General features: G+C 49.1%; 12 protein-coding genes. 10 read left to right on the top strand and 2 right to left on the bottom strand.

The genetic code is table 11. The annotated features are described in order from the left end of the window. Positions 1–57: 57 nt before the first annotated feature. From C3V36_02685 to C3V36_02675, 3 genes are all read left to right on the top strand, one after another. Positions 58–996, top strand: a complete 939-nt coding sequence (locus tag C3V36_02685) for a hypothetical protein (protein AVM68254.1) — start codon at positions 58–60, stop codon at positions 994–996. Positions 997–1,300: 304 nt separating this feature from the next. Next, a complete protein-coding gene (gene rpsB / locus C3V36_02680) occupies positions 1,301–2,047 on the top strand; it encodes a 30S ribosomal protein S2 (GenBank protein ID AVM70414.1) in 747 nt (248 codons plus the stop codon). 24 nt (positions 2,048–2,071) lie between these two features. Continuing rightward, positions 2,072–2,995, top strand: a complete 924-nt coding sequence (locus tag C3V36_02675; protein AVM68253.1) for an elongation factor Ts — start codon at positions 2,072–2,074, stop codon at positions 2,993–2,995. A gap of 163 nt (positions 2,996–3,158) precedes the next feature. Here C3V36_02675 and C3V36_02670 read toward each other — a convergent pair whose 3' ends face one another. Both C3V36_02670 and C3V36_02665 read right to left on the bottom strand, forming a co-directional pair. Then, positions 3,159–3,746 carry a hypothetical protein gene (locus tag C3V36_02670; protein AVM68252.1) on the bottom strand — a complete coding sequence of 196 codons (588 nt, stop codon included), beginning with the start codon at positions 3,744–3,746 and terminating at the stop codon, positions 3,159–3,161. A 102-nt stretch (positions 3,747–3,848) separates the two neighbouring features. Continuing rightward, entirely contained in the window at positions 3,849–5,582 is a 1,734-nt protein-coding gene (locus tag C3V36_02665) for a proline--tRNA ligase (GenBank protein AVM68251.1), read from the bottom strand. Positions 5,583–5,872: 290 nt separating this feature from the next. On the opposite strand from C3V36_02665, the gene C3V36_02660 reads away from it, so the two are divergent. The 7 genes from C3V36_02660 to C3V36_02630 all read left to right on the top strand — a co-directional run bounded on the left by C3V36_02660 (position 5,873) and on the right by C3V36_02630 (position 13,643). Further along, positions 5,873–6,421 carry a 16S rRNA processing protein RimM gene (locus tag C3V36_02660; protein ID AVM68250.1) on the top strand — a complete coding sequence of 183 codons (549 nt, stop codon included), beginning with the start codon at positions 5,873–5,875 and terminating at the stop codon, positions 6,419–6,421. Beyond that, positions 6,418–7,179 (top strand): tRNA (guanosine(37)-N1)-methyltransferase TrmD, encoded by a 762-nt coding sequence (locus C3V36_02655; protein ID AVM68249.1) that lies wholly within the window; start codon positions 6,418–6,420, stop codon positions 7,177–7,179. The genes C3V36_02660 and C3V36_02655 overlap by 4 nt, the downstream gene beginning before the upstream one ends. A 213-nt stretch (positions 7,180–7,392) precedes the next feature. After that, the gene (locus tag C3V36_02650; protein ID AVM68248.1) at positions 7,393–8,121 is read left to right on the top strand and encodes a hypothetical protein; all 729 of its coding nucleotides are present in this window, start codon (positions 7,393–7,395) and stop codon (positions 8,119–8,121) included. Between the two features lie 290 nt (positions 8,122–8,411). Further along, positions 8,412–9,827 (top strand): hypothetical protein, encoded by a 1,416-nt coding sequence (locus tag C3V36_02645; protein AVM68247.1) that lies wholly within the window; start codon positions 8,412–8,414, stop codon positions 9,825–9,827. 254 nt (positions 9,828–10,081) lie between these two features. Next, entirely contained in the window at positions 10,082–11,638 is a 1,557-nt protein-coding gene (locus C3V36_02640; GenBank protein AVM68246.1) for a hypothetical protein, read from the top strand. Between the two features lie 236 nt (positions 11,639–11,874). Further along, on the top strand, positions 11,875–13,437 hold the full coding sequence (gene mviN / locus C3V36_02635; protein ID AVM68245.1) for a murein biosynthesis integral membrane protein MurJ: 1,563 nt from the start codon (positions 11,875–11,877) through the stop codon (positions 13,435–13,437). Between the two features lie 23 nt (positions 13,438–13,460). Next, the gene (locus C3V36_02630) at positions 13,461–13,643 is read left to right on the top strand and encodes a hypothetical protein (GenBank protein AVM68244.1); all 183 of its coding nucleotides are present in this window, start codon (positions 13,461–13,463) and stop codon (positions 13,641–13,643) included. Positions 13,644–13,651 lie beyond the last annotated feature (8 nt).

The raw sequence follows: 13,651 nt of genomic DNA, 5'->3' as shown, positions 1-13,651 counted from the left end.
AACAATATCTTTATCCATGAAGTGCTATGATACATTCATACAGCGCAGATAAAAAATGTGATTTTTCTGCGCGGCAGTTTAATTAAAGCACAAAGGAAAGAGATGAAAATGAAAAAAAGAGAATTGGCGTTAAATATTTTTTTGGTTTTGGTGTATACAGTCAGTGTTTTGGTATTTACCAACCTGCTGCTGATGGCGATGATAAAAGCGTTTGATGCGACACATGCCCCGTGGCTGAGTTGGTTTGTCGAAACGGAAGATATCAACCGGTTTGATACCGTTAAATCGATTTTGATGATTATTCCGGCGTATATTTTATATCGGAAATTAAACAAGGTTCATCCGCAGCCGGCAGTAAATTGGAGTGCTAACAAAGGAACGGCATTGAGTCTGGCAGCCGGAATCGGCTTTGGCGGAATGTCGTTTTTATGGGTCGCTTTTGTGCGGAATGTATTGGTGAAGATAGATTTTATAGGCCGAAGCCTGAAAGGGCTGGAAGCTTCTTCCGGCATGAGCTATACGGCGGAAATGATGTTTTTTGCAATATTGGCAGGCGGAATCCTTGCCCCTATCTTGGAGGAACTGATTTTTCGGGGACTTATCTTCCGGACACTGGAAAAAATCGGCTCCGGCCGGATGGCATTGTTTGTATCCGCATTCCTGTTCGGGATTGCACATATGTCTTTTGTTCAAAGCGTTTATACCTTTATCATGGGCTTAATTGCCGGAGTTATTTATCTGAAAACCAGAAACTTATGGTGGCCGATTATTATGCATATCACCATCAACAGCATAGCGGCGGTCAGAGATTGGATTTCCGCTTCCCCGTATCAATATATGGTCGGAATCTGGGAAAAAGTGGCGCTGGTTATGATAGTGCCGACCCTTTATTTGGTGTATCAATTAGTCCGCAGCACCGGCGGAAATGCCTTAGAGGAGCCGGCAGCGGATGCTCAACTGCCAGTAAATGCTCAACCGGCAGGGAATGAAGAATAAATCCCAAAAAATCACCGGTAAGTATAAATGATCATGTCGCCAAAGAATTGAGTTATAAGCCCCGAAAAAGGGGCTTTTTCAATCCTGTTTGACATCATGCACTTTTCAGATTCCGGCGAGCATAAATTCAAAAAATGACTGTTAAGCGTAAATTCAAAAAATTTACTTGAAAAAGTTTTCCCCCTGTGTTAAAATGGCGGTTGGACAAAGCACATATTCGGATTTTCGCGCCGGTGCCGTCAGGTCGCGCGGAGAGTGGAAGAATATGGAAGAATGTATTAAAAAACCAAACGGAGGAAAAAACATGAGTGTAATTTCAATGAAACAACTGTTAGAAGCCGGTGTTCATTTCGGACACCAAACCCGCAGATGGAATCCTAAGATGAAGGAATACATCTACACCGAAAGAAACGGGATTTATATTATTGACCTGCAAAAGACCTCGGTTTTAATCGACAAGGCGTATGATGTGGTCAAAGACATTGTGGCCAGAGGCGGTGATGTGCTTTTTGTCGGCACCAAGAAGCAGGCACAGGAAGCAATCAAAACAGAAGCCGAGCGCTGCGGCATGTACTACGTCAGCAATCGCTGGCTGGGCGGCATGCTGACCAACCACAAGACGATCAAAGAAAGAATCAAACGTTTGTACGAATTGGAAGAAATGGAAGCAAACGGCACATTCCAGTTGCTGCCGAAGAAGGAAGTCATGGGACTGCGGGCAGAAATGGAAAAATTGGAAATGAATCTCGGCGGAATTAAGGAAATGGAAAACCTGCCGGCCGTTATGTTTGTGATTGACCCGAAAAATGAAGAAATTGCCGTGCGGGAAGCGCATTTGTTGGGGATTCCGATTGTGGCCGTAGTTGATACCAACTGCGATCCGGAGGAAGTGGATTATGTTATCCCGGGTAACGACGATGCGATTCGGGCGGTTAAGTTATTAGCCGGAATGGTAGCAGATGCCGTTTTAGAAGCAAAACAGGGCGTCCAGCTGACCGATACCGCTGATTATTCTCCGGTAGCAGAAGAACAGGAAAAGATTGACGAATAAGAATAAGCAAGAAGGAGGAAGAAAATGGCTGTAACAGCGCAAATGGTAAAAGAGCTCAGAGAAATGACCGGCGCCGGTATGATGGATTGCAAAAAGGCTTTAACCGAAACCGACGGCGATATGGATAAAGCAGTTGATTATTTAAGAGAAAACGGTATGGCCAAAGCGGCTAAAAAAGCCGGCCGGATTGCGGCAGAAGGCATTGTTTTCGTAAAACTTGCGGCAGACTGGAAAACGGCAGTTGCCGTGGAAGTCAACTCGGAAACTGACTTTGTGGCAAAGAATGCCGAATTCAGAGGCTTTGTTGAGGAAGTGGCTGATCAGATTTTAGCGTCTTCCGCCCAAGATGTAGAGAGCTTATTAGCGGAGCCGTGGCTGAAAGACAACAGCCGGACGGTTGAGCAGGTACTGGCTTCCAAGATTGCGACGATTGGGGAAAACCTGAAAATCCGCCGTTTTGAGAGAGTTCCATCGGCCGGGGCGATTGCTGCCTACGACCATATGAACGGCAAGATTGGCGTATTGGTTAATGCCGAAGCCGACGGCGCTAACGGCAAAGTCATTACCGTCTTAAAGGACGTGGCGATGCAGGTAGCAGCTTTAAGCCCGCGTTATGTTTCCCGCGAAGAAGTTGATCAGGAATATATCAATAACGAAATGGAAGTCCTAAAGAATCAGGCGCGTAATGAAAACCCGGGCAAGCCGGAAAACATCCTTGAGCAAATGGTCAAAGGCCGCTTGGCAAAGGAACTCCGTGAAATCTGCTTGATGGATCAGGCGTTCGTTAAGGACGGCGATTTGACGGTAGCTGCTTATTTGGAGAAAATGTCCAAGGAACTGGGCTCGCCGATTAAGGTTAAGAGTTTTGTCCGCTTTGAAACCGGCGAAGGCCTGGAGAAGAAGCAGGAAAACTTTGCCGATGAAGTTGCCAAGCAAATGGGAATGTAAGCTAAATAGTTGTGAAGGGGAAGCTGATACTCTGCTTTTTGAGGAGGATAAGGCCCCCAAAGCCATGGATATGGTTAATAAAAATGAAAAGTGCCGGAGGTTTGATTTCCGGCGCTTTTTAAATTTGCGGATAGCTCAACGGTATTCGCCCATCTCCGCCAGATCAATCCTTCAGCTTTTCCGCCAGAGCCTGTACCGCCTCGCTGCCGAGCTGGCGCAGCCATGGCCGGCAGAGCAGAAGCACCTGACGAGAATAATAATAAAAGCTGTAAAAAAGGTCAGCCGGAAAAACGTCCTCTTCTTCGTACCGCAGTTCATCGGCCTCTTCATCATATTCTTCTGACCATAGATATTCTTCCTTCAGCAGATCGGCAAAATTAGGCAGCGGCTCAGCGTGCGTCAATTCCTCCGCCATCAGAAGTGCTTCGGCGATCTCCATAAACAGCTCCAGTAGCTCCTCGGCCAGATAACGCGCCGTTTCGCTTTGCTCTTTTTGCTCTATCGCCTGGGCAAACGTCCGGCCCAGAAAAATCAGAGCAAACGGCGTGGCATGACACAAAGTTGACTGGTGTTCGATGTTTAGGGCAATTTCCTCGCCCGCCGCTTGAATTGCCTCCCTATTCTCCATTTGCCCCAAAGTCTTTAGGTATTTGGGAAAATCCGTGGCTCGGCCGTAAGTTGTCGTCAGCCGGTGCCATGGGATGTCCGGGATGGTTACGGTTTGGATATAGGTTTTTGTGCTGTCCGTCATTTTTTACTCCTTATCGCGCCCTATGCAGCCCAGTACTAGTTGAGCTATTGTGATCGGCTCCATTTGTGGCGCGCCTTGATTGGCTTTCCGTTTTCATGCTGCTCAAAGCACGTGGCGGTTAATCTCATCCCAAAGGGTGTGGATCAATTTTTGAGTTTCCGCCAAGATGTTATCAACGCTGACTTTGACTGCAAACCGCTTGTCACGGGAAACGATTTCGGCTTCCCGCTGAACCGCGTTTTTGGGGCCGACAATGATCCGAATCGGCACGCCTAATAAATCCGCATCAGCCAACATTGCGCCGGCACTGACTTTCCTGTCATCAAAAAGAACTTCGATCCCGGCTGCCTGCAGCTGCTTATAGATATGTTCCGAAATTTCGAGACATTCAGCCTTATCTGCCCGCATACAACAGATATGTACTTGCCAGGGAGCAATTGAAATCGGCCAAATCGGACCATAATCATCATGCTTAGCTTCGCAGACGGAAGCTGCTAACCGGCCGATACCGGTTCCGTAGCATCCCATGACCGGTACCTGCGTTGCTCCGGTTTCATCGGTATAGGTCATCCCCATAGATTGGGTGTATTTAGTGCCTAATTGAAAAATATTTCCAACCTCAATGCCCCGGCGTATTTGGATTTTCTGCCGGCCGCAGCGGGGACAAATTCCGCCGTTCTTTATTTTGGAAACATCCGCATATTCGACATCGCCGATATCGCGTTTAAGATTAAGGCCGATATAATGATAGTCAATTTGATTAGCGCCCGCACAGAGGGCTTCAATTCCGTCTAATGATTTATCATATATCATCTGCCACTTGCCGGTTTGTTCGTATGGCCCGCAAAAACCGGCAATTAAGCCGCAATCTTCTGTAATGACTGCCGGATGAAGTTTTTCACCCAATAAATTGGTTAATTTTGTTTCGTTAACTTCATAATCGCCGCGTAAAAAAACAATAACATAGTCATCGGATATATTTTTTTGATAGATCACGGCTTTGCAAGACTCTTCTACTTTACAATTTAAGAAGGTACAAACCTCTTCAATTGTCTTGCAATTTGGCGTATGAACCTTGGTCAGATTTGTTGCCGCGGTGCAGGCGCTGTTATCGACAGTGACAGCCGCCGCCTCAATATTAGCCCGATAACCGCAATCCTCACACAGCACAATGGAATCTTCCCCAGCCTCGGTTAAAAGCATGTACTCATGCGACACACTGCCGCCAATCATACCGGAATCCGATCTGACAGAAATAACCTCCGGAATCCCGACTTTGGCAAAAATACGTTCATAGGCTTTGGCCATTTGATGATAATATTGCTCCAAATCTTCCGTTGAAGTATGAAAGGAATAAGCGTCTTTCATTGTAAACTCGCGAACGCGGATTAGACCGGCGCGCGGTCTGGCTTCATCCCGGAACTTCGTTTGAATTTGATATATCGCGAATGGGTATTTTGCATAGGACTGTCCATATTCGCGAACTAACTGGACGGCTGCCTCTTCATGTGTCATTCCCAGTACCAATGACGTGTTATTCCGATCCTTAAAGCGAAGCAGTTCCTCTCCGACACTGCTGGCACGGCCTGATTCTTCCCACAATCCCGCGGGCAGCACTACCGGAAACAGAACTTCCTGGCAGCCAAGATGATCCATCTCCTGTCGGATGATATTTTCGATTTTGGCCGTAATTCTTCTCATTGGCGGGTACAGCGAGTATATACCGGTGGCAACATATTTTATATATCCGCCTTTAATTGCATAAGTATGGCTGTCAATCACACAGTCTGATGGCCGTTCCTTAAAGCGTTCTCCGACCAGATTGGCTAATTTCATAGAATACCTCCATAACCTTACTATGCGGGTCATTATTTCTTGTCCGATGTCATTACATTTTTACGATACTATATCTGTAACCTTTTGTCAATCCGAGTTTCTGCCGATTGTGATTTTGGCGAACGGAAGCACAGTTTTTGGCAGCCGATTTTTTCTGATTTACCCTGACTTATATTTGCCAAAACGCTAAAAATGTAGTACAATTAATGCTTGATAAGAAGTAGGTAGATGGCGTCAAATAAAAGTTGTGAAGGACATCCCAACGGCTTGAGCAAAGGCGGCGCTGCTCCTTGGTATTGACGCAGAAAGAGGATAACAATATGCGGCTCAGTAACGATACCGTGGTAATCGGCAAGATTACAACGACACATGGCTTAAAAGGTGCGGTTAAGGTTTTGCCGATGACGGAGGACAGCGACCGGTTTTATGATTTGACGCAGGTTATGGCGGAACTGGCCGGCGGCGGGCAAAAGGTGCTGACGGTGAAAACAGTTCAGTCCTTTAAAGAGGGCTTTTTAATGGAGTTTAAAGAAATCGGCGATATCAATGCGGCTCAGGCCTTTCGCGGCGCATTTTTGCAGATTCCCCGCAGCCAGGCCTTAGAGTTGGCGGAAGATGAATATTATATTTTTGAAATTATCGGTGCGGCGGTTTTTACCGATGAAGGCGAATATTTAGGGAAGTTGACCGAAGTGATTGAAACCGGTGCCAATGACGTTTATGAAGTCACCGCCGAGGACGGCAGCGAGATTTTGATTCCGGTCATTCCCGACTGCGTGCTGGAGGTTGATACCGACCGAAAGGTGGTTAAAGTCCATTTACTGGAGGGCATGCGATGAAGTTTCATGTGCTGACTTTATTTCCTGAGCAAATTGAAAAAGGGCTGTCCGACAGCATTTTAAAGCGGGCGATGGATAAGGGGCTGATTACGCTCAATACCGTCAATATCCGAGATTACGCTGACAATAAGTATCATCAGGTGGATGATTACCCCTTTGGCGGCGGAGCCGGAATGCTGATGCAGGCGCCGCCGATTTTCCGGGCCTGCCGGGATTTGCAAAGCAAGGGTGTCGACTTAAAAAGGCTGATTTATATGTCGCCGCAGGGCCGGACCTTAAATCAGGAAATCGTGAAGGAATTGGCGGCCGAGGAAGAACTGGTTTTTTTGTGCGGACATTATGAAGGTGTCGACGAAAGAGTGCTGGAAGAATGGGTAACGGAGGAATTGTCAATTGGCGATTATGTCCTGACCGGCGGAGAATTGGCGGTGATGGTGGTGATTGATGCGGTCAGCCGCTATGTGGAGGGTGTGCTGTCCAATCAGGAATCGGCCGGCGAGGAAAGCTTTGAAAAAAGCTTGCTGGAATATCCGCAGTATACCCGGCCGGCTGATTTTGAGGGGCGCAAGGTACCGGAGGTTTTGCTGTCGGGGCATCACGCCAAAATCAAGGAATTTCAAAGGCAAAGTGCCATTTTGCGGACGGCCCGCAAGCGTCCCGACTTACTTGCCAGAGCGGAACTGACCGCGGCGGAGCGGGCGATGGTTGAGGAGTATTTGCGGGAGCATGATTTGGGCGCGGAGACTGAAAGCCGGTGAAAGCGGCTAATCTACTTTGGAAAATCAGCGGCCGGAAATGGCGGCGTGAGGTTGATAAAAATTAACGGCGGGTCGCTAACGGAAGCCGGCGGAGAAACAGCGGAAAACCAGGCAGCAGGAAGCGGCGATGAGGAGAGGGGCAAAGACCAGCCTTAGCCCGCAGGTCAAAGCGCCGCGAACAGGAAGATAGCAGACAGCAGCGGGAGAGAAAAGATGGAAATTTTTGGAGTATATATAGCGCCGGAGCTTTTAACGGCAATCATAGTTATTTTGGCCATTTGGATCGGGGGATCCTATATCCGTCGGCGAATCCGAAACAGCGCTTTCGGCTTTCTGATGCGGATGGCGAGCAAGGCGCTGCGGCAGGAGATGGCCGAGGACGGCGGTATGGACTTTAAGGAGTACGATATCAAAGAAGAAGTCAAAAAACTGGATCAGGACTTTGACTGGGATGATTTTCTGCGCCGGGTGGAGGACGCTTTCCGCAAGTATTGCCAGGCGATGAGTGAAAATGATAACCGGCTGCTGAAGTCGTTTGAGACGGATTTGCTGTTTCAGCGGCATAACGCGGTGATTCAAACCAATAAAAAGAATAATGTCCGGGATGTGTATAAGATTCATGAGTATTTGGGGGCGAAGATTTTGCAGGCCCGGCAGCAAAAGAAAGGGCATTTGACGGTTGAGGTCAGAGCCAGTATCTGCCGCTACAAGACCAATATGAACGGTACGCTCCTGTCCGGCAATATGACTGACAGTCGTAAGCAGGTGTATCATTTGGAGTTTTCCAAGGAAAGGGAAAAGCAGGAAAAAAAGGAAAGTGTTAATTGCCCCAACTGCGGTGCGCCGCATCTGGTGCAGTCAGCCGGTATTTGTCAATACTGCGGGACGATGATTGTCACCTTTAAAGACAACTGGCTGCTGTGTGACTTGAAAAATATGTAACTCAACTTTTCTCTGATACCTGGGCGGTCTGCCCCTGGTCGAAACGCTTTGCGTTTCTGCCCGGGTGGGCGACCTACCTGGTCGAATGCTCCGCTTTCTACCCGGGTGGGTGACCGACCTAAAAAAGACTGTTATAGTTTTGCAGAACATAGGAAAGTTGAGGATGTGAGTTATAGTTTGGCAGGGCGAAATACTGGTGTGCTTAACGCATGCCGGTGAATGCGCCGGAAGCGGCTTGGAAATGACTTGCCGGAAGTGTCACCTATGTGAGATATTCAGAAAGGAAACCAATGGAGTTTACTGTTTTACGCCGGAAATATACCGAGCTTTGTTATGAAAGTTATACCAGTCGGCTTCAGCCGGAAGGGCTGGAGCTTTCCTTTCATTATCGGCTGACAGCGGCGGACGGGGGCAGCATAGCCTTTGTCCATTCGATTCGTTATCAGCTGATGGAAGGGGGAAAGGCTGTGCCACTGCCGCTGGCGGCAGAACGGCTAAAGGAGCTGGAAAATCTGATTTTTCAAATCGGGCTGGCAGAAACAATTAATTATTGGAAGCTGGCGTGTCCGCCGCGGCTGCGGATTGCCTGCGGCCGGCTGCGGCCGGAAGCGGCAGCTTTTTGGCAAAAGCTGTATTATAACGGATTAGGCGAGTTTATTTATATCAATGGTATTCACCGGCTAACGCCGGCAGTAACACCGGAAAACTGGCTGGAAATTGTCAGTAGCGGCAGCCAGCCTTTGCCGCCGGTCAGCGGCCAGGACTTATGCGGCACATTGATTCCGGTCGGCGGCGGTAAGGACTCGGTGGTCAGCTTAGAGCTTCTCCGGCCGGAGGCGGCGGATAATCTGCCTTTTGTCATGAGCGCTCCGCAGGCAGCGTATGACTGTATTGCCATTGCCGGTTATGACCGTTATTTACAGGCGGAGCGGCGGCTGGATCCGCAGCTTTTACGTTTAAATAGTGAGGGCTACTTAAACGGGCATGTGCCTTTTTCGGCTATTTTGGCTTTTATTGCCGCTTTGGGAGCGGCCTTAACGCATAAGCGCTATATTGCGTTATCGAATGAAAAATCAGCCAATGAGCCGTCGGTGCCGGGGACAATGTTTAATCATCAGTATTCCAAAACAGTTGAGTTTGAACGGGATTTTACGGCTTATTTTAAGGGGATTATGCCGGGAATTAAGTATTTCAGCCTGCTGCGTCCCTTATATGAAATTGAAATCGGTCAGGCCTTTGCCGGATACCCGGCCTATCATTCGGTGTTCCGGAGCTGCAATCGGGGCAAGAAAACCAATGTCTGGTGCGGCCATTGCCCGAAGTGCTTATTTGTGTATATTATTTTAAGCCCCTATTTGGAGCGGGAAAAGCTAAAGCAAATCTTCGGCCGGGACTTGCTGGCGGATGAGGAACTTTGGCCGGTGCTGCGCGAACTTTTGGGGCTGGCGGAGACCAAGCCCTTTGAATGTGTCGGTACGATTTGGGAGGTGCGCTATGCACTGGCAAAGGCAGCATCCCGCTATGGTTATTCCATTGGCGGAGCAGATACGCCGGCGCTGGTTGAGTTGTTTTTAAAAGCCGATTTGCCGCCGGCAAAACCGGATGAAAACTATGAAGCTGGCGACTGCCTGCCGGAACAGTTTCGCGGGCGGGTAGAGCGGCTGCATGAACTTCACTTTCGGCCAACGGCATCGCAATTTGCCTGACTTTTCCGGCCGACGGCATCACAATTTGTTTATCGTTCCCGCCCATCGCCGAAAGGCGCAGCCTTTCTGGAAGCAATGAGCCACTAAGCGAAATGCTGTGCATTTCTGTTCAGGCGAGCGGTCTGCCCGGGTGGGCGACCTACCCCCTGATCGAAAGCTTCGCTTTCTGCCCGGGCGGGGAGTCTGCCTAAAAAGACATTTTAGTTTTACGGAATATGGAAAGTTGAGTAAGTAAGTTAACAAAAGGAGAAAAAATGTCAAATCATCAGGAGCGTTTGCGTCAGAACTTAAGGCAGCGCTATGAAAACAAAAAAATATTGATTTTGGGTTTTGGCCGGGAGGGCAAGACCAGTTATCATTTTCTGCGGCGCTTGCTGCCGGAGCAGCATTTTTGGCTGATGGATGAAGCGGTGATTGACCCGCAGGATTCGGTTTTTTGGCAGGAAGAAAAAGCTGGTTTTGATACAAATGTTAGTTTCTTAACAGGTACGCAGTATTTGCAGGATTTGGCAAATTATGATATGATTTTTAAAACACCGGGTCTGCCCGGTTACCAGCTGCAAGGCGTACCGGCCGAAAAAATCACGTCGCAGACCAATGAGTTTGCCGCGCAGGTCGGCAGCCGGGTAATCGGCATTACCGGTACCAAGGGCAAAAGCACCACTTCTTCTTTGGTTTATGCCGGGCTGAAGGCGCTTGGGCAGGATGCGCTGCTGGTCGGCAATATCGGTAAGCCGGCCTTGGAGCTGCTGCTGGAGGATGAGCCGGAGCGGCTGTATGTCTATGAAATGTCCTCGCATCAGACCCAGTTTTTGCGTTATCCTCTGCGGGTCGGAGTGGTGCTCAATTTATTTGAGGAGCATTTGGATAATTATACGGATTATGAGGAATATATTCAGGCTAAATTGAATATCGGCCGTTACAGCGGCCCGGATAGCCTGTTTTTGTACGGCTGTGACAATAATAAGCTGAAAAGCTATGCCGGTTTATGGAAAAGCTGCCGCCATCAGACCTTTGGCTGCTGGGAAAATAACAGCTTAAACGACAGCGGAGTTTTTCTGAAAGGGAATCAAATTGTATTGCGGTCAGTGCCGGAACAGATGGATAACGAGGCACCGACGCTGGAAAAAGCCGGAGCCGGTGGCGGGTGCGGCCGGGAAACGGAACAGACAAGCGGCTCAATAAATGCGGCTGGCCGGTGGCCGGTGGCTGGTGTCGGTTCGGAAACAGTTTTGGGCAGCGCGGACTTTTCCCGCCGGCTGTTAGGCCGGCATAACTTAATCAATGCGCTGGTTACGCTGGCGGTGGCCGAAGAGTTCTTCGGGCTGACGCAGCTAAGGCTGGATTTGCTGTTTCGGGTAATTGGCGATTTTGCCGGTTTGGAACATCGGCTGGAATATGTGGGCCGCTTTGCCGGAATTGATTTTTATGATGATTCCATTTCCACGATTCCGGCGGCCGCACTGGCGGCAATTGGCAGTATTCCAAGGCTGCAAACCTTGATTTTGGGCGGTTATGACCGCGGGATTGGCTATGATGATTTTGTGCGGGAACTGAATCGGCATCAGGATTTAAAACTGATCTGCCTGCCGGCGACCGGGCATAAGTTATTGGCCGGGCTTTGTCACCGGGACAAATACCGGGCGGCGGATATGGCTGAAGCGGTTGAGCTGGCCTTTGCGGTAACAGAAGCGGGCCGGGCATGCGCCCTTTCTCCGGCGGCGGCCAGCTACACCTTTTACCGCAATTTTGAGGAACGCGGCCGCGATTTTCAGGAGAAGGTGAAAAATCACGACGGAGGGAAACATTAGGCAGATGGTAATGTGCCGGTCGAAAGCGGAGTACTTCCAAAAGGCATCCATTTTTGCGCAGGATAAAGTCCGAAAAATCAAGACGGATTGCCGCTTGGGCAGGAAGACGGGCGCTTAGGGCGGAGTACGCAGTCTTGCGGAAATGTTTCGGCCTCTTGCACTTGTTGCTGAAACGCGGAGTACTTCGATAGGGGAAATGAGTAAAAATTGTAAAAAACAGCAGAACGGAAAGAGCAATGGAAAAGAAAAGAAACACGGTCAAAACAATTAGTTATGTAATGATAATAACCTTAGCCGGCAAGTTTATGGCTTTGCTGCGGGGGAGTCTGCTGGGGCAGGCCTACGGCACCGGTATGGAGGCGAGCGCTTTTTCGGTGGCCAGTCAGTTACCGCGCGTTTTTTTTGACGCTATTTTTGTGTCGGCCATTACCATGAGCTTTATTCCGGTGTTCAGCAAATGTATGCAGGAGGGCGGAAAAAAGAAGGCGTTTGCCTTTTCGGACAGCTTTATTACGCTGGTCGGGCTGCTGATGGCAGTGCTGTCGGTGCTGGGCATGCTTTTTTCCGATGCGGTGGCGGCTGTTTCGGCTGCCGGCTTTGATGCCGATGCTTTAAAACTGACCTCGGAACTTTTGAAAATCCTGTTTCCGACCATGTTTTTTACCGGCATTGCCTTTTCCTTTATCGGGATTTTGCAGTCGCTGGAGAGCTTTTTGGTTCCGGCGCTGACCAGCGTGGTGTTTAATGCGGTTATCATCGGCTATTTTTTCGGGCCGAATGTTCGCTGGCAAATTCACGGTTTGGCAGTGGTTTTCCTGATCGGCTGGGTAATGCAGGCGGCGATTCAGGTTCCGGCGCTGCGCAGGGCCGGTTACCGCTTTCATTTAAACTTTCACTGGCACAGCAGCGAATTAAAGCAGGTCGGCATCCTGCTTTTGCCGGTTATGGTCAGCACTTGGGTGCAGCCCTTTAATATTGCGGTCAATATCCGCTTTGCCTCCGGTATTTATCAGGATGGGGCGGCGGTCAGCGCCATCAATTTCGCCAATGACTTATATACCATGATTATCAGTGTATTTGTGTTGTCGGTCATGAATGTGATTTTTCCGCGGATGTCCGATTTGGTCAACCAGGGGAAAAAGCAGGAGGCGGCGCGATTGACCGGGCAGACACTGGGCATTATTTTGCTGTTTGTGATTCCGATGATGGCCGGGCTGATGAGTGTAAGCGCCGAGGTGATTCGCCTGATTTATGCCGGCAACCGGTTTGAGCAGTTTTCGATTGCGATTACGTCAAAAGCCTTATTTTACTTTGCGCTGGGCATGATTGGCTATGCCTTGCAAACGGTGCTGGCGCGGGTTTATTTTGCCGAGCGCAGTGGCAGGATACCGATGATTGGGGCGATCATTGCCATTGCTTCTAATATTTTGTTATGTATGCTGCTGGCTCCGGTCATGGAAATCGGTGGGCTGGCGATGGCTTCGTCCCTGTCCTCGACGATTTATGGTGTGGCTTTGCTGCTGCCGCTGCTGAAAAAAGAGCGGCAGATTTTTGACCGGACATTTTTTATCGATGCCGGTAAAATGCTGGCAGCGGCGGCGGTGATGGCGGCGGTGATTTATGTTGTCAAGCCGTTTTTGGCGTTTTTATCCGGCGGCCGGCTGATGCAGATTATTTATTTAGGGATTGTAGCCGGATTGGGAGTCATGGTTTACGGACTTGGCATTTTCCTGCTGAAAGTGAAAGGACTGGAGGAAGTCAGACGTTTTCTTAAGGAAAGAAGAAGCCACAAGGCATAAGCGTCCTCTGGAACGATTGCGGTTTGGACGATAAGCGGCAAACTAAAGCGAAAAAGCGGATAAAGAGGATAAAGAGGATAAAGAGGATAAAGAGGGATATAAGTACTGACCCGCGGCGATATGGCGGAGAAGCGGCAGCTGCTCTGACCAGCGGAGAGGCCGGGAAGCAGCTCGGCAATGGAAGTGGAAACAACAAAGAAATGTGAGGAATAGG

The sequence above is a fragment of the Lachnospiraceae bacterium oral taxon 500 genome (assembly GCA_002999035.1).
Classification (GTDB): domain Bacteria; phylum Bacillota; class Clostridia; order Lachnospirales; family Vallitaleaceae; genus W11650.
Note: the sequence above shows the minus strand (reverse complement) of the source record. Positions and strands in the feature narration are given on the sequence as shown.